19 protein-coding genes are annotated in these 20841 nt (G+C 71.9%); 7 read left to right on the top strand and 12 right to left on the bottom strand.

What is annotated here, in order from left to right:
• Window positions 1–6: 6 nt before the first annotated feature.
• On the top strand, window positions 7–261 hold the full coding sequence (locus D2L64_RS11745; protein WP_119575320.1) for a hypothetical protein: 255 nt from the start codon (window positions 7–9) through the stop codon (window positions 259–261).
• A gap of 51 nt (window positions 262–312) precedes the next feature.
• Here D2L64_RS11745 and D2L64_RS11740 read toward each other — a convergent pair whose 3' ends face one another.
• The 10 genes from D2L64_RS11740 to D2L64_RS11695 form a co-directional block, all read right to left on the bottom strand.
• A complete protein-coding gene (locus D2L64_RS11740) occupies window positions 313–1962 on the bottom strand; it encodes a copper resistance CopC/CopD family protein (protein ID WP_119575318.1) in 1650 nt (549 codons plus the stop codon).
• Between the two features lie 3 nt (window positions 1963–1965).
• Entirely contained in the window at window positions 1966–2700 is a 735-nt protein-coding gene (locus tag D2L64_RS11735; RefSeq protein WP_119575316.1) for a DUF4142 domain-containing protein, read from the bottom strand.
• 148 nt (window positions 2701–2848) lie between these two features.
• Entirely contained in the window at window positions 2849–4030 is a 1182-nt protein-coding gene (locus D2L64_RS11730) for an ROK family transcriptional regulator (protein ID WP_119575314.1), read from the bottom strand.
• A 31-nt stretch (window positions 4031–4061) separates the two neighbouring features.
• Complete coding sequence (locus D2L64_RS11725) at window positions 4062–5321, bottom strand: sugar ABC transporter permease (RefSeq protein WP_119575312.1); 1260 nt, start codon at window positions 5319–5321, stop codon at window positions 4062–4064.
• Window positions 5318–6136, bottom strand: coding sequence for an ATP-binding cassette domain-containing protein (locus D2L64_RS11720; RefSeq protein ID WP_119575310.1), 819 nt, complete (start codon window positions 6134–6136; stop codon window positions 5318–5320). The genes D2L64_RS11725 and D2L64_RS11720 overlap by 4 nt, the downstream gene beginning before the upstream one ends.
• Before the next feature lie 103 nt (window positions 6137–6239).
• Complete coding sequence (locus D2L64_RS11715) at window positions 6240–7334, bottom strand: sugar ABC transporter substrate-binding protein (protein WP_119575308.1); 1095 nt, start codon at window positions 7332–7334, stop codon at window positions 6240–6242.
• Window positions 7335–7629: 295 nt separating this feature from the next.
• Window positions 7630–8109, bottom strand: a complete 480-nt coding sequence (gene ybaK, locus D2L64_RS11710) for a Cys-tRNA(Pro) deacylase (RefSeq protein ID WP_119575306.1) — start codon at window positions 8107–8109, stop codon at window positions 7630–7632.
• Between the two features lie 196 nt (window positions 8110–8305).
• Entirely contained in the window at window positions 8306–9550 is a 1245-nt protein-coding gene (locus D2L64_RS11705; RefSeq protein WP_119575304.1) for a THUMP-like domain-containing protein, read from the bottom strand.
• 645 nt (window positions 9551–10195) lie between these two features.
• The gene (locus D2L64_RS11700) at window positions 10196–10387 is read right to left on the bottom strand and encodes a DUF397 domain-containing protein (protein ID WP_119575302.1); all 192 of its coding nucleotides are present in this window, start codon (window positions 10385–10387) and stop codon (window positions 10196–10198) included.
• Window positions 10378–11178 (bottom strand): helix-turn-helix domain-containing protein, encoded by an 801-nt coding sequence (locus D2L64_RS11695; protein ID WP_119575300.1) that lies wholly within the window; start codon window positions 11176–11178, stop codon window positions 10378–10380. The genes D2L64_RS11700 and D2L64_RS11695 overlap by 10 nt, the downstream gene beginning before the upstream one ends.
• 368 nt (window positions 11179–11546) lie before the next feature.
• Here D2L64_RS11695 and groES point away from each other — a divergent pair, with 368 nt between their 5' ends.
• From groES to D2L64_RS11680, 3 genes are all read left to right on the top strand, one after another.
• Window positions 11547–11861 (top strand): co-chaperone GroES, encoded by a 315-nt coding sequence (gene groES / locus D2L64_RS11690; RefSeq protein ID WP_089155197.1) that lies wholly within the window; start codon window positions 11547–11549, stop codon window positions 11859–11861.
• A gap of 70 nt (window positions 11862–11931) precedes the next feature.
• Window positions 11932–13581, top strand: coding sequence for a chaperonin GroEL (gene groL / locus D2L64_RS11685; protein WP_119575298.1), 1650 nt, complete (start codon window positions 11932–11934; stop codon window positions 13579–13581).
• Window positions 13582–13754: 173 nt separating this feature from the next.
• The gene (locus D2L64_RS11680) at window positions 13755–15404 is read left to right on the top strand and encodes a molybdopterin-dependent oxidoreductase (protein WP_119575296.1); all 1650 of its coding nucleotides are present in this window, start codon (window positions 13755–13757) and stop codon (window positions 15402–15404) included.
• A gap of 466 nt (window positions 15405–15870) precedes the next feature.
• On the opposite strand, the gene D2L64_RS11675 is transcribed toward D2L64_RS11680, so the two are convergent.
• The gene (locus tag D2L64_RS11675) at window positions 15871–16254 is read right to left on the bottom strand and encodes a WhiB family transcriptional regulator (RefSeq protein WP_119575501.1); all 384 of its coding nucleotides are present in this window, start codon (window positions 16252–16254) and stop codon (window positions 15871–15873) included.
• Window positions 16255–16508: 254 nt separating this feature from the next.
• Between D2L64_RS11675 and D2L64_RS11670 the strand changes: the two genes are divergently transcribed.
• The gene (locus D2L64_RS11670; protein ID WP_119575294.1) at window positions 16509–17309 is read left to right on the top strand and encodes a helix-turn-helix transcriptional regulator; all 801 of its coding nucleotides are present in this window, start codon (window positions 16509–16511) and stop codon (window positions 17307–17309) included.
• A gap of 42 nt (window positions 17310–17351) precedes the next feature.
• Here D2L64_RS11670 and D2L64_RS11665 read toward each other — a convergent pair whose 3' ends face one another.
• Window positions 17352–17762: a DUF5319 domain-containing protein gene (locus D2L64_RS11665; protein ID WP_119575292.1), complete on the bottom strand. Its 411-nt coding sequence runs from the start codon at window positions 17760–17762 to the stop codon at window positions 17352–17354.
• 277 nt (window positions 17763–18039) lie between these two features.
• Here D2L64_RS11665 and guaB point away from each other — a divergent pair, with 277 nt between their 5' ends.
• Window positions 18040–19602, top strand: coding sequence for an IMP dehydrogenase (gene guaB, locus D2L64_RS11660; RefSeq protein WP_119575290.1), 1563 nt, complete (start codon window positions 18040–18042; stop codon window positions 19600–19602).
• A gap of 37 nt (window positions 19603–19639) precedes the next feature.
• A complete protein-coding gene (locus D2L64_RS11655) occupies window positions 19640–20758 on the top strand; it encodes a GuaB3 family IMP dehydrogenase-related protein (protein ID WP_119575288.1) in 1119 nt (372 codons plus the stop codon).
• The last annotated feature ends 83 nt before the right edge of the window (window positions 20759–20841 follow it).

The raw sequence follows: 20841 nt of genomic DNA, 5'->3' as shown, positions 1-20841 counted from the left end.
GGCAACGTGATCGTACGGATGTGGGAGGCGCGGGCCGAGCCGTACGGGCTGGCCGACCTGATCACCTGGGTCTGCGACATCGCCCTGCCCGAGTTCGAGCACGATCCGCTGCATCTGTCCAGTGAGGTCTTCTCCTCCACCGACCACCGGGTGGTGGTGATCTCCAAGTGGCGCAGCAGCCCCCGGCCGCTGCCCGAGCCACCGGTGATGCTGCTCGCCCGGCCGCCGCACTCCTGGGACTTCACCCAGGTCGACCGCTGAAGCCGGGCCGACGGGCATCCGGTCCGCCGTGGACCGTCGACGGCGCGACGGTCAGCGGATGGTCACCTTGGTGGTGGCGGTGGACCGGTCGATCTCGCTGGTCCGCGCGGCGATCCGGAGCGTCCACTCGCCGGCTACCGGGAAGTGCAGCTCGGCGCTGCCGTGGTGTGGTTCCAGCGCGAAGACATCGACGGTGATCGGTTCGATGCCGGCCTCCGGCAGCGCGGCGGTGATCGTCCACTCGGCGACCGGCAGTTCCTTGGCCTGCGGCGTGTAGACGTAGGCGTGCAGGCTGTTCGTGGTGCCGGCGACCGCTGGGTAGATGTCGAACTGGAGCGTGAACAGGTCGGTGGTGACCGACTGGGCGACGCCCTCCCGGGCCGCCCCGGCCGCCGCCGCGCCCGCGCTGCGCCCCGGCGGGGTCTGCACGAGTACCGCGGTCAGCGCCAGGACCACCGCGGTGACGGCGAGTTCGACACCGGCGGCCCGGGCCACCCGCCGAGGTTGGCCTGCGGCGGCCCGGCGGCGGATCAGCCGGCGCTGCCCGGCCGCCACCGCCAGGACCCCGGCCAGCAGCACCGCCTTGGCGCAGAGCAGCCGGCCGTACGTGGTGCCGAGCAGGGCCGACGGTCGGCCGAGTTCGATCGCGGCCTGGACGACCCCGGCGGTGACGAGCCAGGCCACGGCCAGCGTGGCCCACCTCGACCAGGCCGGCAGGATCCGGGCGAGCAGCCGCTCGTGGCTGCCCCGGAGCAGGAACAGGGTGAGGGTGAGCAGGCCACCGAGCCAGACCGCGACGCCGACGATGTGCACGGTGGTCAGCACGATGCTCACCGGCGGCACGGGTGCGGCGACCGGATGCCCGGCGAGTGGCCAGGTGACCGCCCCGGCCAGTCCCACCAGCGCCGACGCGGCGAGCCGCAGGCGCCCGGCGGTGCCCGCCGTGACCGCCGGTACCAGCGCTGCGGCGAGGCCGACCAGCGCCAGGCGTACCGCCAGCACCGCGCCGATGTCGGTGTCCGCGACCGCGCGCAGGTCCGCCGCCGACAGTTGCCCGACCGGGGCGCCGACCACCTGTGCGGCCTGCCCGATCCAGGTGCCCGCGGTGCCGACGGCGATCAGCCCGAGGCCGAGCAGGGCGGTGATCGTCGCGCCGCGCCGGGAGCGCCGCCGGGGCCACATGGTCGCTGCGAGCAGGGGCGGGCCGACCGCCAGGAGCAGGCCCAGGTAGCCGAGGTACTTCACCACCGGCACCAGCGTGCCGGCCGGTGACTCGGTGCCCATGTCGGCGGGCAACGGTGGGATCGCCGACGGTGCACCGGCGGCGAAGGTGAAGCTGCCCGAGATCGGATGGCTGTCCGCCGAGACGACCCGGTAGCTGACCAGGTAGGTGCCGAGCGGGCGGTCGGCGGCGCGCAGCGGGATGCGCATGGTGCCGTCGCGGACCTCCGGGTCACCGGTGTTGATCCGCTTGCCGTCGGGGGCGAGTACCTGCACCCGGCCGGGTACGGCGGCGATCGGCTCGCTGAAGGTCACCAGCACCTCGCGCGGCGCGTAGCCGAGCACCTCGTCACGGGCCGGGGTGGTGGCGACGACGACGGCGTGCGCCGCCGCTGGGCTGGTGGGGCCCAGGGCGGCGCACAGGGTGGCCAGGATCAGCCCGAGCAGGGCAACGGCCCGGGTCCGGGTCCGGGTGGGCATCGGCTAGCGGCGCAGCAGGCGGTAGCTGAGGAAGCCGCCGGTGCCGATGGCGCCGAGGAAGATCACCCAGATCAGGGTGTTGCTGATGCCCACCTGCGGGCCGGTGTTGGCCGACGCGGCGGCGATCAGGCCGTCGTCGCCGGGCGCGGGCAGCACGGCGGGCGGCAGCTCGGCGTACCGCACCAGACCGGTGCTCTCCAGCATCAGCATGTGGTCGCTGACGAACTTGTTCGTCGCGTTGGCCAGGTCGCGGATGACATCGTTGCGGGTGCTGCCCCGGACCGCGGTGACGACCGGGAGGATCGAGCCGTGGGCGACCCGGAGCCGGGTGACGAAGATCTGGTCGAACTGGGCGCCGGTGGCGTTCTTCATCTCCGTCAGCCAGACCTGCTGCTGCGCAGACGGCGAGTTGGGGATAGTCGCGCCGAGCTTGTTGGCGGCCTCCACGGTGAGCCGGTCCAGTTCCTCGTGCTGCCGGGCGATCTCCGCACCGACCTCCCGGACGACCTGGGACTGTCCCTTCTCGGCGGCCATCTGGCCGGCCGGCATCTCCCAGAGCCCGGCCAGCCGCACGCCGTCCAGCAGCGCCTGGTCGGCGGCGGCGAGCTGCTGGCCGACGGGCGCGGCCAGCGCCGCCCCGGGCAGTACGACGAGGGCTGCGGCGATCGTGGTGAGCAGCACCGCCAAACGACGGGACGGGTTGCCCTGCCGGCGACGAGCGGAATCCAGCGGTGCCATGTCTGCGGCGCCTCCTCGGACGAGAACCGATCATCTGAGCTGCAGGCGTCCGCACCCCGTCGGCCGCCTGTCCGCACACTGGTACGGAAGGACGGGCCGATCAGTTCATCGTTCGCGAAACCGTCTCGCGGGGGTGCGGTGGGGACGGTCAGGTGACGTCCAGGGGGTCGGCGAGCAGCCGGTCGAAGGCCAGTTCCGCGGCGCCGATCAGCGGGGCGTCCGTCCCGAGCTTCGGCGTGCGCAGGCGTACGTGCTCCAGGCAGGCGGGCAGCCCGTTGGAGTTGAGCCGGCTGCGGACCTGCGCGGCGGCGGCCAGGTACAGGTCGCGCATGGTGCCCCCGAAGATGACCATCTCCGGGTTGAAGATGTTGACCAGGTTGGCCACGCCGAAGCCGAGCCAGTCACCGGCCTGCCGTACCGCCGTCTGGGCCTGGGCGTCGCCGCGGTCGGCGGCGTCGAAGACCGCCAGCATCGCTTCCCGGCCGCGAGCGTCGGAGCGTCCGGCGGCGCGGAGCAGCGCGTGTTCGCCGATCTCGGTCTCCCAGCAGCCCCGGTTGCCACACTCGCAGCGCACCCCGTCGCGGACCACCACCATGTGTCCGACCTCGCCGCTGTAGCCGCCGTGCCCGGTCAGCCGCCGGCCACCGGCGATGATGCCGGCGCCCACGCCCACGTCGCCGTAGAGGTAGATGACGTTGTCGCAGCCGGCGGCGGCGCCCCGGGCGTGTTCGGCGAAGGCCGCCACGTCGGCGACGTTGCCCACGCTGACCGGCACGTCGACGTCGAGTTCGGCACCGAGCGCGGTGCCGAGCGGTTCGTCCACCCAGCCGGTCGTCGGGCCGAGTCGGACCAGGCCGTCGTCGCGGCGGACCATGCCGCAGACCGCGACCCCGGCTCCGACGCAGACGGCGTCCTTCGGCAGCGACTGCCGCATCTGCTTGACCGCCCCGGCCAGCAGCGGCGCGGCCTCGGCGGCGGTGAGCCCGCGTGGCCGGTCCTGTTCCCGGCGGTCGAGCACGGCACCGCCGAGACCGACCCGGGCGGCCCGCAGCCGGTCCACCTCGATGCTGTACGCGTACGCGAAGATCCGATCCGACTCGGGCCGGACGACCAGTGACGGTCGTCCGGCCCGACCGGTTTCCCTCGGCGCCCCCTCAGTCACCAGGCCGGCCGCGGCGAGGTCGGCGGTGAGCGCGCCGATGGTGCTCCGGTTCAGCCCCAGCGCGTTGGTCAGCTCGGCACGGGTGGTCGCGCCGTGCACATGCACGTAGCGCAGCAGTGCGCCGAGATTCTGCCGGCGAATCTCGTCCTGGCTGGGTCCTACGCGCATCAGGGCGTTACTACTTTCGGTGGTGCGGGTGTCAACGGTTGCCGGTGGCGGAGGCTCGTCGTCGGGACAGCGCGTCGACGCTGGCCGCGAGCAGCAGCACCACACCGGTGACCACGTACTTGACGCCAGAGCTGTAGCCCATCAGGCCCATGCCATTGTCGATCACCGCCACCACGGCGCCGCCGAGTACCGCGTCAAGTACCCGGCCCTTGCCGCCGAAGAGGCTGGTGCCACCGATCACCGCGGCACCGACGGCGTAGAGCAGCACGTTGCTGCCGCCGGTGTTCGGGTCGACGGAGTTGGCCCGGCTGGCGGCGACGATACCGCCGATGGCGGCCATGGTGGAGCAGATCACGAAGACCGAGATCCGGATCCGGTCCACGTTGATGCCGGCCCGCCGGGCGGCCTCCTTGTTGCCGCCGACCGCGTAGATGTGCCGGCCGTAGCTGGTGCGCTTGAGCACGAAGGTCCAGACCACCAGGAGTACGGCGATGATCGGCACCACGATCGGCACGCCCTTGAGCGAGGTGATCAGCACGTTGCGGCTGCGTTCGAGGTTGAGCACGTAGACGGCGAGGCCGAGGACGAGCGCCAGTACGCCGATGCGGCCCAGCACCACGGCCAGCGGGTCGTTGATCAGGCCGCGCGCCGCGCGCTTGCGGTAGCGCAGCAGCTGCACCGCGGCGAACCCGGCGACGGCGAACCCGGCCAGCGCCCAGCCGAGCGCCGTCGGCAGGTTGCGGTTGGCGATCGCGACCAGCACCGGGTCGCGGACCGAGATGTTGCGGCCCTCCTCCATCAGCAGCAGCACCACGCCCTGGAAGGCGAGGAAGCCGGCGAGGGTGACCACGAACGACGGGATGCCGACCTTGGCGACCAGGAAGCCGAGCGCGGTACCGATCACCAGGCCGGTGAACACCGCGGCGAGCACCGCGACGTACCACGGGTAGCCCAGCACGGTGACCACGTTGGCCAGCACCGCGGCGCAGACGCCGCTGGCGAAGCCGGCCGACAGGTCGATCTCGCCGAGCAGCAGGACGAAGACCAGCCCCATCGCGATCAGGGTGACCGCCGCGCCCTGGGTGAACAGGTTGGCGAAGTTGCCGGCGGTGAGGAACGACGGCCGCATGATCGAGAAGATCGTGCAGAGGACGAGCAACCCGGCGACGGCGGGCAGGGCGCCGATGTCGCCGCCGCGTACCCGTCGCCAGTAGTCGCGGACGTGGGTGCCGACGGTGGGTGCCGGTGCGACGGCGGCCGGCCCCTCCTGCGTGACGGCGGTGGTGCTCATGAGACGCCTCCCGTGGTGCTGTCGGACGGCGCCGCGCCGTTGCCGTTGGCGCCCGTGTCGGCGGCCAGTCCGAGCCCGCCGGAACGACCGGCGGTGATCAGCTCGACCACCTGGGCGTGGGTGATGTCGGTGGTCCTCACCTGGGCGACCATCTGGCCGAGGTAGAGCGCGGCGATCCGGTCGGAGACGGCGAAGACGTCGTTCATGTTGTGCGAGATGAGTACGACGGCCAGGCCGTTGTCGGCCAGCCGGCGGACCAGTTCGAGCACCTGGGCGGTCTGCGCGACGCCGAGCGCCGCGGTCGGCTCGTCCAGGATCACCAGCTTGCTGTTCCAGAGCACCGCCTTGGCGATCGCCACGGTCTGCCGCTGGCCGCCGGAGAGGCTGGAGACGTGCTGGCGCAGTGACTTGACGGTGCGTACGGAGAGCCCGGCCAGGGTCTCCGCGGCCATCTGTTCCATCGTCGGCTCGTCGAGGACGATGCCGTTGCGCTTCTCCCGACCGAGGAACATGTTCTGCACGATGTCGAGGTTGTCGCAGAGCGCGAGATCCTGGTACACGACCTCGATGCCGAGCGCGGCGGCGTCCCGGGGGCTGTTGATGGTCACCGGCTGGCCGTCGAAGACGAACTCACCGGCGTCGGTGGGGTGGATGCCGCTGATGCACTTGACCAGGGTCGACTTGCCGGCGCCGTTGTCGCCGACGAGCGCGGTCACCTCGCCGGGGTAGGCGGACAGGGCGACGTTGCGCAGCACCTGGACGGGACCGAAGCTCTTGTCGATCCCGCGTAGCTCCAGCAGTGGGGTCGCGGACACGGGGTTCTCCTTATGCGCGGAGGGGAGATCGGGGCCCGTCCGGCGGCGGCGCCGCCCGGCACGGAGTTGCCGTGCCGGGCGGCGCCGCCGCTGGCGGGTCGGGTCAGCTGATGCCCGCCTCGGTGCAGAACTTGGCGAAGTCGCCGGTGCAGATCTGCTCCTTGGTCACGTAGCCGTCGGCGATGACGTCCTTGACGTTGTCCTTGTAGATCGCCGCCGGGGTAAGCAGGACGGCCGGCACGTCGCGGCCACCCTCCGGGTCCTTCACCGTCTGGCCGGTCTCCTTGCGCTCGCCCTTGGCCAGCGCGATGGCCAGCTCGGCGGCGGCGTCCGCCTCCTTCTTGACCGCCTTGTAGACGGTCATGCACTGGTCACCGGCGAGGATGTTCTGCAACGCCTGCGGGTCGGCGTCCTGCCCGGTCACCGGCACCTTGCCGTTGAGGTTGTTCTTCTTCAGCACCGAGATGGCGGCGTTGCCGAGGCCGTCGTTGGCGGACAGCACCCCGTCGATCTTGCCGCTGGCCTTGGTGAGCTGCTGCTCGAAGATGGTCGCGGCCTGGGCGTTGTCCCAGTCCGGCACGGAGTCGTCGGCGACCTGGGTGTACTCGCCGGAGTCGAACTTCGGCTTGAGGACCGAGTCGTAGCCCTCCTTGAACAGGGTCGCGTTGTTGTCGGTGGGCGAGCCGTTCAGGTACGCGATCGCCGGCTTCTGCACGTTCGCGTCGGTGAGGCACTTGACCAGGCCCTCGCCCTGGAGCTTGCCGACCGCCACGTTGTCGAAGCTGACGTAGTACTCGGCCGAGCCGCCGAGGGTGAGGCGGTCGTAGTCGATGGTGGCGACGCCCTGCGACTTGGCCTTGTCCAGGACGGCCTTGCCGGTGCCGGAGTCCAGGTTGACGATCATCAGCACGGTGACACCGTTGGTGATCATCTGGTCGGCGATGGTCTGGAAGGCGTTCTTGTCGCCCTGCGCGTTCTGGATGTCCGACTCGACGCCGGCCGCGTCGAACGCCTCCTTGAGGAACTTGCGGTCGGCGCTCTCCCAGCGGACCGAGGACTTGCTGTCGGGCAGGATCACGCCGATCTTCGGGGTCTTGTCCGAGCCGGTCTGGTCGCCGCCGGAGTCGTCGCCACAGGCCGTCAGGCTGCCCAGGGCCAGCAGGCCCACGGTGCCGACGGCGAGGAAGCCCTTGCGCATCTGCAGGGTCCTTTCGAGAGTGGGGGAGGTGTGTCGGTGTGTCGATGTTCTCTTTTGTTGTGCCCGGCAACGTATTCCCCGTCACAACGTCGACACAAGGGCGCGGTGGTTCCGAGTTTGTTGTCAGCGGTAACAATTCAGCAACGCCGCCGACTTCCGCTCGCCACGGTGCCCCGGCCGCCCCCGTGCCGTGCCTCCGGGTCGCCGCCGTGCGGGCCGCCGTGCCGGGTCGGCTTCCTGCCGGGTCGGCCTCCTGCCGGGTCGGCTTCTTGATCACCCCGGGCGGGTGGGGTGTTCAGGCGGTGGTGAGGCGGGCGGTGCGGGCGGCGGTCAGGGTGATCAGGTCCGCGGGTGCCAGTTCGAGTTGCAGGCCGCGTCGGCCCGCCGACACGTAGATCGTGGTGTGCTCCACCGCGCTGTCGTCGAGCACCGTGGGCAAGCGCTTGCGCTGCCCCAGCGGGCTGATCCCGCCGCGTACGTAGCCGGTGGCCCGTTCGGCCGCGCCACGCTCGGCCAACGTGGCCCGCTTGCCGCCGACGGCCGCGGCGAGGGCCTTCAGGTCCAGTTCGCCGGTGACCGGCACGACCGCCACGGTGAGTGCCCCGTCGACCTCGGTCACCAGGGTCTTGAAGACCTGCTCCGGCGGCACCCCGAGCGCGTCCGCGACCAGCGCGCCGTAGTTCGGCGCCTGCACCGACACCTCGTACGGGTGAGTGCGGTAGGTGATGCTCCGCTTCGACAGCAGCACCGTGGCCGGCGTACCCCGTCCCGTCATGCCCGCCAACCTAGCCCCGCCCCGGCACCCCGGCCAGCGGCTTTCCAACCGGCCGCGATCCGGGCAGGCCGCGATCCGGGCGGGTCAGGATCGGGGCAGGTCAGGATCCGGGCGGGCCGCGATCGGGGCAGGTCAGGATCCGGGCGGGCCGCGATCCGGGCAGGTCAGGATCCGGGTGGGCCGGGATCGGGGCGGGTCAGGCCACCGGTTGGCAGATCAGTACGGTCGGGGCGTCGGCGACCCGGGTCAGCACCAGGCTCGCCGGCTGGTCACCGGCGAGGCGCAGGTCGCGGCGGAGACGTTCGGGTTCCAGCGCGGAGCCACGCTTGAGGATCTCCACCCGACCGACCCGGCGTTCCCGCAGCAGCGTGCGCAGTCGCTTCAGCGAGAACGGCAGCACGTCGGTGACCTCCAGGCACCGGGCGTACGGCGTCCGGATCGCCCGGTCGGCGTAGAGGTAGGCGATGCTCGGGTCGGCCAACGTGGCGTCCAGTTCGGCGGCGAGTTCGGCGACCAGGTGGGCGCGGACCACCGCCGGGTCGGGGTCGAACACGAAGCGCCGTACCGGCCCGACCGGCGCCTGCGCCGTCCCCGACCCGGTGAGCTGATGCACGCCCGCGTCGCCGCCGCGGTGTAAGGAGGGTTCCCCTACTAGCGCCTCGTGTGTAGCAGGGGAACCCTCCTTGCACACCGTCGCGCGGCGTGGGTGTTCGGCGAGCGGGCCGCACCAGAGGGCCGCCTCGACCAGGTCGCCGTCGACGCCGACCCACTCGGCCTCCGCGCCGGCCGGAATCAGCGCGTGGTCGAGACCCGGCGCCACCTTCACCACGGTGCGCGGCACCCGTTCGGCCAGTCCGATGACAAAGTCCCAGGGCGGCGAGTACGAGTTCGGGTCGAAGATCCGGCGACCGGTGCCGGCCCGGCGGCGGGCCGGGTCGCAGAAGACCGCGTCGACTCGGGTCACGTCGAACATCGTGGCGTCGCCGCACTCCACCGAGACGAGGTCGGCCACGCCTGCGGCACGCGCGTTCGCCCCGGCGAGCGCGGCGGTGAGCGGGTCGGCCTCCACGGCGTACACCCGGATGCCAGCGCGGGCGGCGGCCAGCGCGTCGGCGCCCAACCCGCAGCCCAGGTCGGCCAGGCTAACCACCCCGGCGGCCCGCAGCCGTCGGGCCCGGCGATCCGCGACGACCCGTCGGGTGGCCTGCTCCAATCCGGGCCGGGTGAAGAACATGCCGCTTGCCTCCGGCCCGAACTTGCCGGTGGCGCGGCGGCGCAGCTCCACCTGGGTCAATGCCGCCGCCGCCAACCCGGCCGGCACCCCGGCCGCGCGGAGCGCGGTCGCCGCGCTCAGCGGATCACCGCCGGCCACCCGCCCAGCGGCGTCGAGCGCAGCCGCCCCCTCGTCGGTACGCAACGCCGCGAGCTGCTCCAGATCCACCCGCCCATTGTCCCGCCCCGCCCCCGACACCGCCCCGACCGCCCCGCCCCCGACCGCCCCGACCGCTGCCCCGCTCGCTGCCCCGACTCGTCCCCGACGCTGTCCTAGCGCAAGATCGCGCTCGATCCAGGATCGAGTGGCATCCAAGCGGCTACGAGACCACTCGATCCTGGATCGAGCGCGATCTCGACGTCGTTCGCGGCATCTCGTCCGCCCCTCGCCGATCAGGCGGCGGCTCGCTCGTCGCCCTGTCGGTCATGGGTGAGCCCGCCCGTCGCCTAGCCGATCATGGACTCGTGACTCGTGCAGATGCCCTGAATCGGGGCGTCTGGTCGATCACAACTCCATGATCGACGCGGTGGCGCGGTGGCGCGGTGGCGCGGTGGCGCGGTGGCGCGGTGATGGGGTGGCGCGGTGATGGGGTGGCGCGGTGATGGGGTGGCGCGGTGATGGGGTGGCGCGGTGATGGGGTGGCGCGGTGATGGGGTGGCGCGGTGATGGGGTGGCGCGGTGGCGGGGTGGCGCGGTGGCGCGGTGGCGGGGTGGCGCGGTGATGGGGTGGCGGGGTGGCGCGGTGATGGGGTGGCGCGGTGACGGGGGGACGGTGGCGGGTGCGGTGGGTGGTCGGCGCCAGCCTCCGGGGGGTCAGCGGGTGGGGTGGTGGGTGGTGACGAAGGCGTGCCAGGAGGCCGGGGTGAAGGTGAGGGCCGGGCCGGTCGGGTCCTTGCTGTCGCGTACGGCGACCACGCCGGGCAGGTTGTCGGCGACCTCGACGCAGGCACCGCCGTTCTGATTGCTGCGGGAGGACTTGCGCCAGGCGGCACGGGTCAGGTCCATGAGTTCGCCACTTCCTCGATCAGGCGGGCGGACTGCCGGCGCGGCAGCGCCTCACCGGCCACAGTCTCCCAACGCCGTCCGAGGCTGGCAAGGTCGTTCGGGCTGTCCACGGTGTGCCCTCGGAGTTGGTTGTCCAGGTGGGCCACCTCGGTACCGTCGGCGAGCCGGGCCAGCACGAACGGCCCGGCAAGTCCGCCGTACCACGGGGTTGCGGCCGGGATGATCCGCACCTGGACGTGCGGGCGGTCGGCGAGGACGCACAGCTGCTCCAGCTGCTCGCGCATGGTCGCGGGCTCACCGACCTGTCGGCGCAGCACCTGCTCGTCGAGCACCGCGACGAGCTGCGGCGGCTCCTCGCGGGCGAGCACCTCCTGCCGGGCCATCCGGGCCAGCACCCGCTTCTCGACCTGTTCGTCGGTCAGCGGGGGCCCGGCCCGCAGCATCGCCCGGGCGTACGCCTCGGTCTGGAGCAGGCCCGGCACCACCGCCGGGTCGTGCCAGCGCAGCGCGACGGCCTCCCGCTCTATCTCGCCCCACGGCCGGAACCAGTCCGGCTCGGCGTGCAGCCGGATCAGCTCCAGCATCCCGACGAAGAGGCCACCGGTCTCCAGCACCTTGTCGAACCGGGCCAGGTAGTCGGCGCTGAGCTGGTTCTGGCCGGTCTCCATCGCGCTGATCGACGACGGAGCATAGTTGATCAACCTGCTCAGTTCCTCCTGGCTGAGCCCGCGCGTCTTGCGCGCCCGGCGCAGCTGGTCGCGGAGAAACCCCAGGGTCGGTACGTCAGCCATGCCGTATCCCTCCGTGATGTAGTCGTGCCGCAACGTAGGGAATCGGGTGGCCGGACGGAAGTGTGCACCGGCGTGTTGCGGTAATCCCTGGCCCGGGAGTGGAGAAGGGGTGGCGTTCGTGGCGTGAGAGTGGCGGAAGATGGCGACACGAGAGGCCGGGCGTTGGCACTCTCCTTGACGGAGTGCTAGCCGAGGAATAACCTGCGATTAGCACTCTCACCCTGAGGGTGCCAACTTCCGGGCCCTGGGTCCGGGGGTTGAACGCCAGGCGGACCGGCACCCGCGACGACGGCCCCGCCCGGTGGCATGTGGCAGATTGACGCCGATCGGCTCGCCGACCGGCAACGAAACCAGTACCCCAGGAGGGTATGCCCGTGACTACCGCGACCAAGGTTGCGATCAAGCCGCTCGAGGACCGCATCGTGGTCCAGGCGAACGAGGCTGAGACCACCACGGCGTCGGGCATCGTGATTCCCGACACCGCCAAGGAGAAGCCGCAGGAGGGCACCGTCCTCGCTGTCGGCCCGGGCCGGATCGACGACAAGGGCAACCGCGTGCCGATCGACGTCTCCGTCGGCGACACCGTCCTCTACTCGAAGTACGGCGGCACCGAGGTCAAGTACGCCGGCGAGGAGTACCTGGTGCTCTCCGCCCGCGACGTCCTCGCGGTCATCGAGAAGTAAGCAACCGATCAGTGTCGTTGCCCCGGTCCGGCTCGCCGGGCCGGGGCAACGTCGCTTCGAAGGGACATTCATGGCGAAGATCCTGAGCTTCTCGGACGACGCCCGGCACCAGCTGGAGCATGGTGTCAACGCGCTCGCGGACGCGGTCAAGGTCACCCTCGGGCCGCGTGGGCGCAACGTCGTCCTGGACAAGAAATTCGGTGCGCCGACGATCACCAACGATGGTGTGACCATCGCCAAGGAGATCGAGCTCACCAACCCGTACGAGAACCTCGGTGCGCAGCTGGTCAAGGAGGTGGCGACCAAGACCAACGACGTCGCCGGCGACGGGACCACCACCGCGACCGTGCTGGCCCAGGCCATGGTCCGCGAGGGCCTGCGCAACGTGACCGCCGGTGCCAACCCGGCCGGTCTCAAGCGGGGCATCGACGCGGCCGCCGCCAAGGTCTCCGAGGCGCTGCTCGGCAAGGCCGTCGAGGTCTCCGACAAGAAGTCCGTCGCGCACGTGGCGACGATCTCCGCGCAGGACGCCTCCATCGGCGAGCTGATCGCCGAGGCGATGGAGCGGGTCGGCCGCGACGGTGTGATCACCGTCGAGGAGGGCTCGGCCCTGCAGACCGAGCTGGACGTCACCGAGGGCCTCCAGTTCGACAAGGGCTTCATCTCACCGAACTTCGTCACCGACGCGGAGGGGCAGGAGTCGGTCCTCGAGGACGCGTACATCCTGATCACCACGCAGAAGATCTCGGCGATCGAGGAGCTGCTGCCACTGCTGGAGAAGGTCCTCCAGAACAACAAGCCGCTGCTGATCATCGCCGAGGACGTCGAGGGCCAGGCCCTGTCCACGCTGGTGGTCAACGCGATCCGCAAGACCCTCAAGGTCTGCGCGGTGAAGGCCCCCGGCTTCGGCGACCGCCGCAAGGCGATGCTCCAGGACATGGCGATCCTCACCGGCGCCGAGCTGGTCGCGCCCGAGCTGGGCTACAAGCTCGACCAGGTCGGCCTGGAGGTGCTGGGCAGCGCCCGGCGCATCGTGGTCGACAAGGAGACCACCACGATCGTCGACGGTGGCGGCCAGGCCAGCGAGGTCACCGACCGGGTCGCCCAGATCCGCAAGGAGATCGAGGCGTCGGACTCCGAGTGGGACCGGGAGAAGCTCGCCGAGCGGCTCGCGAAGCTCTCCGGTGGCATCGCCGTGGTCAAGGTCGGTGCGGCCACCGAGGTCGAGATGAAGGAGCGCAAGCACCGCATCGAGGACGCCATCGCGGCGACCAAGGCCGCGGTCGAAGAGGGTACGGTGCCCGGCGGCGGTGCCGCCCTGGCGCAGATCCTCCCGGTGCTCGACGACGACCTCGGGTTCACCGGCGACGAGAAGGTCGGCGTGTCGATCGTGCGCAAGGCGCTCGTCGAGCCGCTGCGCTGGATCGCCCAGAACGCCGGCCACGACGGCTACGTCGTGGTGCAGAAGGTCGCCGGCCAGCAGTGGGGCAACGGTCTCGACGCCGCCGTCGGTGAGTACGTCGACCTCTCCGCGGCCGGCATCCTCGACCCGGTGAAGGTGACCCGTAACGCGGTCACCAACGCCGCGTCGATCGCGGGTCTGCTGCTCACCACCGAGAGCCTCGTGGTGGAGAAGCCGGCGGAGCCGGAGGCGGCCGCGGGTGGCCACGGCCACTCGCACGGCCACGGGCACGGCCACCAGCACGGCCCGGGTTTCTGACCCCTGCCGTACGCCGAACGTGGGGCGCGCCGTCGACGACGGCGCGCCCCACGCTCTTGCGTACCGGACGAGCAGCGGCGTGGGTCACGCCCCGGTGCCGGTGCCGGTGCCGAGACATTACGGAACGCTGACGTGGCTACCGCGGCGACGGTCCGTTCGGAAACACTGGTGCGGTGAGCAGTACGACACCCCGGTACGCCGCCCTCGCCGGTGTCACCGCCGCCGCCGCGGCCATCGGCACGGCCGAACTGGTGGCGGCGTTGACCGGCCCCCGGTCGTCGCCCCTCGTCGCGGTCGGCGGGCTGGTGGTGGACACCGTGCCCGAGCCGGTCAAACAGTTCGGCATCGCCCTGTTCGGCCGGTACGACAAGATCGCCCTGCTGGTCGGGACGGCGCTGCTGCTCGGCGGCTTCGCCGCCCTGCTGGGGGTCCTCGCCCTCCGCCGGCTGCTGATCGGTCTGGCCGGCATCGCCGCCTTCGCCGCCCTCGGTGCGGCGGCGGCGCTGACCCGGGCCGGTGCGGACGCCGCCGATGCGCTGCCGTCGCTGATCGGGGCGGCGGTCGGCGGCCTGACGCTCTGGGCCTTCGTCGCCGGCCCGCTCGAACTGGACCCCTGGCCCTGGTCCCCGCCGGCCACCGCCTCGACCGCCGGCGCCGACACCGGACCCGCCGACCCGGCTGCGCGACAACCCACCGATCCGGTCGAGGCGCGGCCCACCGGCCCGGTCGTCGCGCGAACCACCGGTTCCGTCGCAGCGGAGTCGCGGCGGCGCTTTCTCCGTGGGGTCGGCGCCGTGTTCGGGATCGCCGCGGCCGGCGGCGTGGCCGGGCGATGGCTGGCCGGGCAGCGCGGCGTGTCGGCCGCCCGGGACGCGGTCACGCTGCCCGCGCCGGTCTCCGCCGCGCGACCGGTACCACCCGGTGCCGACCTGGGCACCCCGAACCTGGCCGGTTACGTCACCTCGAACAAGGCGTTCTACCGGATCGACACCGCCCTGGTGGTGCCGCAGGTGGATCCGCAGACCTGGCGGCTGCGCATCCACGGCCGGGTCCGCAACCCGATCACGCTGAGCTACGCCGACCTGCTCGCCCGGCCGATGGTGGAGCGGTACGTGACGCTGGCCTGCGTCTCCAACGAGGTCGGCGGAGACCTGATCGGCAACGCGCGGTGGCTCGGCGTACCGATCCGGGAACTGCTCGACGAGGCGGAACCGTTGGACGGTGCCGACCAGGTGGTCGGGCGCTCGGTCGACGGCTGGACCTGCGGTACTCCGACGGCGGTGCTGCGCGACGGGCGGGACGCGCTGCTCGCGGTGGGGATGAACGGGGAGCCGTTGCCGGTGGCACACGGCTTTCCGGTCCGGATGGTGGTGCCCGGCCTGTACGGGTACGTGTCGGCCTGCAAGTGGGTCACCGAGCTGGAGCTGACCAGTTTCGCCGACTTCGACGCGTACTGGGTTCCCCGGGGGTGGTCGGCGCAGGGGCCGGTGAAGACCCAGTCGCGGATCGACACACCCCGCCCCCGTAACCGGCCGGGGGCCGGTCCGGTGGTGGTGGCCGGGGTAGCCTGGGCACAGCATCGCGGCATCAGCCGGGTCGAGGTCCGCGTCGACGGTGGACCGTGGCAGCCGGCGGAGCTGGCGGCGACGGTGTCGGTGGACACCTGGGTGCAGTGGTCCTGGCGGTGGGAGGCCACTCCGGGCGAGCACACGCTCCAGGTCCGGGCCACCGACCGCACCGGCGAGACCCAGACCGGCCAGCAGCAGGGCGTCGTACCGGACGGCGCCACCGGTTGGCACACCGTCACCGTCACGGTCGACTGACTCGCCCCTGGTTCAGGCACCGGCCAGTGAGAGCCTCCATCAACTCAGGCTCCACCAACCAAGGCTCCGATGGCGCGTCCATCGACCTACCTGCGGCTGCTCCCGGCACCGATCCCTACGGCTGCCCGTGGACGCCATCGATGCGGCAGCCGCTGGGCCGGTGGACCCTGGGTGCCGTCCCTGCGGTGGCCTCTGGGTGCCATTCCTGAAGTGGTCCCTGTCGAGCTGAACCGTTCGTGCTCTCACGCACCGCGATCCGTTCGCGCTATCAGCTCGACAGCGCCCGTACCGCACAGCAGTGCCCGCCAGCCTGCCCGGCTGCGCGGGCCACCGAGCAGCCGGGCCACCGAGCAACCGGGCCACTGAGCAACCAGCCCGCTGTCCCGCCAGACAACCAATCAGCCGGGCCGCCGGGTACGGCGATGCCGCGCTCCCGGGTGGGAACGCGGCATCGGTGGAGCGGGGATCAGGCGACGTTGCGTTGGGTGGGGACGGTCGAGCGGTGGCTGCTGCCCAGCCGGGCCTCCAGCCGGTTGATGTCGACGCGGGTCTGTCGACGGTTGGCGAGGTCCTCCCAGCCGACCGCGAGCAGGCGCAGCCGCTCGGACTCGCTGAAGCCGCCCCAGACGCCGTACGGTTCCCGCACGGAGAGGGCGTGTGCGGCGCACTCGGCCCGGACCGGGCAGGCGCGGCAGACGGACTTCGCGGCGGATTCGCGGCGCAGCCGGGAAGAGCCCCGCTCGCCGTCCGGGTGGAAGAACTGTGCGCTGTCCCGGCCCCGGCAGGCGCCGAGTCGTTGCCAGTCCCAGAGGTCGTCGATGGGTCCGGGCAGTCTGCGTACGTTCGACATCAGCACCCCTCCTCTCGCGCGGCACCGCGAGATGCTTCGTTGGCCGGCTGTCCGGGCGGCGGGCCGCGCAGGCGCACCGTTCCCGGCCTGGCTCATCGGTACCCCGACTGCTCTCGGCTCACACGTCTTTGATCCAAAACCGCTGGCAACTTGCGGCATATGACCTATCTGTCGGAAAAGTTGGGAGGATTGCCCGGAACATCCTCCCGAGACTGCCCCGTCATGGTCTGCTCGTCAGCGGAGAGGAGATCCTTGTGCGTACCGTTCTTGTGTGCGTTCGGACGCCGCTTGCGGCGCAGCACCTGACTTCCGCGGCGGCGCGGCTGGGGTTGTCCGGTGCGGTCCGGACGGCCGTCTCCGATCCCGAGGTGATGCTGCGGCTGGCCGAACGTCCCGCCGACGTGGTGCTCGCCGACACGGCGCTCACCCGACCGGACAGCGCCGGCTTCGTCCGCCGGGTGTTGGCCCGCGCGCCGCAGGCCGCCGTACTGCTGCTCGGGGTCGAGGAGTCCGAGGCCGCGGCGGCGACCATCAGCGCCGGGGCGCGCGGATTGATCCAGGGCGTGGACCACGACCTGACCAGCGCGGTGGCCAAGGCCCTGCTCCTGCTGGCGGCCCCCGGCCGGGCCAGCCGGCACCGGATCGCGGACCCGGCCCGCGACGCGGCGGCGGTGGGCAGTCCGGCGCGACCGGCCCAGGGTGGCCGACCCACCGGCGAGAGCGCCGCGGCCTGGCCGGCCGTGGATGCCGCGGGCGGACCGGCGATGGTGCCGGCGCAGCGGGGCGACGACCCGGCCGAGCCGGACGCCGAGGCGGAGTCGGGCAACCCCGCCCCGCCGGCCCGGGCCGACCGGTCCACGGTCGGGCTCACCGAGCGCGAGTTGCAGGTGCTGCTCGGCATGGCCGAGGGCAAGAGCAACGCCGAGATCGGCCGCGAGTTGTTCGTCTCCGAGGACACCGTGAAGACGCACGCCCGGCGGCTGTTCCGCAAGCTCGGCGCCCGCGACCGGGCGCACGCGGTCGCCGCCGGCTTCCGCGCCGGTCTGGTCGCCTGACCGACGCTGCTGCCGCGAGGGCCGACGCTGCCGTGGCGAGGGTCAGTCCCGAGAGCTGGCCTCGTCCTCGGTGCCCTCGCTGAGGGTGTCGTGCACCCCGTCGGCGTAGCCGCGCGCGTAGTCCCAGGTGACGTAGTGGTCGGGGTCGGGGTCGTACGCCGGCTCGTGCACCCGGGGGCGACCGGAGCTGAGCAGGTGGCGCAGGTTGCCCCGGAGCAGATCCCAGTCGAAGTAGTGCGGCTCCCGGCAGTCCTCGCACTCGATGACGAGCCCACGTACCCCGATCGGCGCGAGCAGCGCCTGGTAGATCTCCAGGTCGGCGAGATCCTCCAGGACGTCCTGTCGCTCGACGTCGGTCAGCGGGTCCAGCGGGGCGTCCTGGCCGGGGTCGTCCAGACCGGCCGCCGGATCGGCCGGGTCGCCGGTGAACGGGTCGATGGGCTCGTCTTGCACCCTCTCACCGTAGACCCAAGCACCCTTCGACGCCCGTCCCCCTTCGGGCATGCCGGCAGCGGGGCCTCCCACGGGCCATCAGGGACGCGGCCCGTGGGGCCATCAGGGACGCGGCCCGTCGGGCACCAGGATGCGGCCGGTCACGACGCGGGCCGCCGCTCGCGGGCGGCACCGGGGCGGATGGGTACGATGAAGCCGACGCATCTCGCCCGGCCTTCGCCGGTGCCACCAGTGCCAATCTCACTGAAGCCCGTTCGAGCAGCTCAGGAGCGCAATCGTGGAGAATCCGGCCCACACCGACCTTTCCGCCGGCACCGATGCCGGTGAGCTGGGCGGTCACCTGCCCGAGCTGCCCGCCGGTTCGGCCCGGGTGGTGCCGCTGGGGCTGACCTTCGACGACGTGCTGCTCCAGCCCGGCGAGTCGGACGTGGTGCCCAGCCGGGTGAACACCGTCACCCGGCTGACCCGCAACGTCACCCTCTCCATCCCGCTGCTGTCCAGCGCGATGGACACGGTCACCGAGGCGCGGATGGCGATCGCGATGGCCCGCCAGGGCGGCATCGGCGTGCTGCACCGCAACCTCTCGGTCGAGGACCAGGCGCTCCAGGTCGACCTGGTGAAGCGCTCCGAGTCGGGCATGATCACCAACCCGGTGACCGCCAGTCCGGACGACACCCTGCGGGACGTGGACCAGCTCTGTGGGCGCTACCGCATCTCCGGTGTGCCGGTGGTGGACGCCGAGGGGGAACTCGTCGGCATCGTCACCAACCGGGACATGCGTTTCGTCTCCGACCCGGCCACGCCGGTGCGCGAGATCATGACCCGGGCGCCGCTGGTCACCGCGTCGGTCGGGGTGAGCAAGGACGAGGCGCTGGCCCTGCTGCGCCAGCACAAGGTCGAGAAGCTGCCGATCGTCGACGGCTCCGGCAAGCTGCGCGGGCTGATCACCGTCAAGGACTTCACCAAGAGCGAGCAGTACCCGAACGCCACCAAGGACGACGCCGGCCGGCTGCGGGTGGCCGCGGCGATCGGCGTCGGCGAGGACTCGTACAAGCGGGCCCGGGTGCTTGTCGACGCCGGGGTCGACGTGATCATCGTGGACACCGCGCACGGGCACCAGCGGGCCGTGCTGGAGATGGTCAGCCGGCTCAAGAAGGACGTGGCGATCGACATCGTCGGCGGCAACGTGGCCACCTATGCCGGGGCGAAGGCACTGGTGGATGCCGGTGCCGACGGAGTCAAGGTGGGTGTCGGGCCGGGGGCCATCTGCACCACCCGGATCGTTGCCGGCGTCGGCGTGCCGCAGATCACGGCGATCATGGAGGCCACCCGGGCGGCCCGCCCGGCCGGGGTGCCGGTGATCGGCGACGGCGGCATCCAGTACTCCGGCGACATCGCCAAGGCGCTGGTCTCCGGCGCCGACACGGTGATGCTCGGCAGCCTGCTGGCCGGCTGCGAGGAGAGCCCTGGTGAGCTGATCTTCGTCAACGGCAAGCAGTTCAAGGCGTACCGGGGGATGGGCTCGCTCGGCGCGATGCAATCCCGGGGACAGGCCAAGTCGTACTCCAAGGACCGTTACTTCCAGCAGGACGTGACCAGCGACGAGAAGCTGGTCCCGGAGGGCGTCGAGGGTCAGGTGCCGTACCGGGGGCCGCTGTCCCGGGTGGCGCACCAGCTGGTCGGCGGGCTGCGGCTGGCGATGGGGTACGCGGGCGCGGAGAGCATCGCCGAGCTGCACCAGCGGGGCCAGCTGATCCGGATCACCGCGGCCGGGCTCAAGGAGAGCCACCCGCACGACATCCAGATGACCGTCGAGGCACCCAACTACCACACCCGCTGACACCCCCCACCACCCCTGAACACACCTGGAGTGCCCCATGCGTGACGTGGTCGAGATCGGGCTGGGCAAGACCGCGCAGCGCGGCTACCACCTGGACGACATCGCCATCGTGCCCTCGCGCCGGACCCGCGACGTCGACGACGTCTCCACCGGTTGGCAGCTCGACGCGTACCAGTTCGGCATCCCCTGCGTGGGGCACCCCTCGGACGCGACCATGAGCCCGGCCTCGGCGGTGCGGCTCGGCCAGCTCGGCGGGCTCGGCGTGCTCAACGTCGAGGGGTTGTGGACCCGCTACGAGAACCCGACCAAGGTGCTCGAGGAGCTGGCCGGGCTGGACGAGGAGGCCCGCGCCACCAAGCGACTCCAGGAGGTGTACGCCGAGCCGATCCGGCCGGACCTGATCACCGAGCGGGTACGTGAGCTGCGCGAGGGCGGCGGCACGGTGGCCGTGCGGGTCTCCCCGCAGCACACCTTGGCGTTGGCCCCGGTCATCCTCGACGCGGGCGTGGACATCCTGGTCATCCAGGGCACCATCGTCTCGGCCGAGCACGTCTCGACCACCGACGAGCCGCTCAACCTCAAGGAGTTCATCGCCGACCTGGACCTGCCGGTCATCGTCGGCGGTTGCACCGACTACAAGACCGCGTTGCACCTGATGCGTACCGGCGCGGCCGGCGTGATCATCGGCATCGGCGGCGACGAGTGGTCCACCACCGAGTCGGTACTCGGCATCCGGGTGCCGATGGCCACCGCGATCGCCGACGCCGCCGCGGCCCGCCGGGACTACCTGGACGAGACCGGCGGCCGGTATGTGCACCTGATCGCCGACGGTGACATCCGTACCTCCGGTGACATCGCCAAGGCCCTCGGCTGCGGCGCGGACGCGGTGATGCTCGGCGAGCCGCTGTCGCTCTGTGACGAGGCTCCGGCCGGCGGCACCTGGTGGCACTCCGCGGCCAGCCACCCCTCGCTGCCCCGGGGTGCCTTCGAGACCGCCGACGCCCCCCTCGGCTCCATGGAGCGTCTCCTCTTCGGCCCGGCCGACGAGCCCGACGGCCAGCTCAACCTCTTCGGCGGCCTGCGCCGGGCCATGGCCAAGTGCGGCTACCGCGACCTCAAGGAATTCCAGAAGGTAGGCCTGGTCCTGGACCGCTGACCCGCACCTCCCTCGCCGCGCCCGCACCTCCCTCGCCGCGTCGATCATGGAACTCACGGTCCCGACGGATCGCCCGAAACCGG

This window comes from Micromonospora radicis (assembly GCF_003583405.1).
Classification (GTDB): domain Bacteria; phylum Actinomycetota; class Actinomycetes; order Mycobacteriales; family Micromonosporaceae; genus Micromonospora; species Micromonospora radicis.
The sequence above is the reverse complement of the archived record's forward strand: the minus strand, read 5'-3'. Positions and strand labels throughout refer to the sequence as shown.

Coding starts and splice junctions, on each gene's coding strand:
- D2L64_RS11730 (WP_119575314.1), bottom strand. CDS start 4,030: ATGCGCGTAGGACCCAGCCAGGACGAGATTCGCCGGCAGAATCTCGGC.
- groES (WP_089155197.1), top strand. CDS start 11,547: ATGCCCGTGACTACCGCGACCAAGGTTGCGATCAAGCCGCTCGAGGAC.
- D2L64_RS11695 (WP_119575300.1), bottom strand. CDS start 11,178: ATGGCTGACGTACCGACCCTGGGGTTTCTCCGCGACCAGCTGCGCCGG.
- D2L64_RS11715 (WP_119575308.1), bottom strand. CDS start 7,334: ATGCGCAAGGGCTTCCTCGCCGTCGGCACCGTGGGCCTGCTGGCCCTG.
- D2L64_RS11725 (WP_119575312.1), bottom strand. CDS start 5,321: ATGAGCACCACCGCCGTCACGCAGGAGGGGCCGGCCGCCGTCGCACCG.
- ybaK (WP_119575306.1), bottom strand. CDS start 8,109: ATGACGGGACGGGGTACGCCGGCCACGGTGCTGCTGTCGAAGCGGAGC.
- groL (WP_119575298.1), top strand. CDS start 11,932: ATGGCGAAGATCCTGAGCTTCTCGGACGACGCCCGGCACCAGCTGGAG.
- D2L64_RS11740 (WP_119575318.1), bottom strand. CDS start 1,962: ATGCCCACCCGGACCCGGACCCGGGCCGTTGCCCTGCTCGGGCTGATC.
- D2L64_RS11675 (WP_119575501.1), bottom strand. CDS start 16,254: ATGTCGAACGTACGCAGACTGCCCGGACCCATCGACGACCTCTGGGAC.
- D2L64_RS11735 (WP_119575316.1), bottom strand. CDS start 2,700: ATGGCACCGCTGGATTCCGCTCGTCGCCGGCAGGGCAACCCGTCCCGT.
- D2L64_RS11700 (WP_119575302.1), bottom strand. CDS start 10,387: ATGGACCTGACCCGTGCCGCCTGGCGCAAGTCCTCCCGCAGCAATCAG.
- D2L64_RS11655 (WP_119575288.1), top strand. CDS start 19,640: ATGCGTGACGTGGTCGAGATCGGGCTGGGCAAGACCGCGCAGCGCGGC.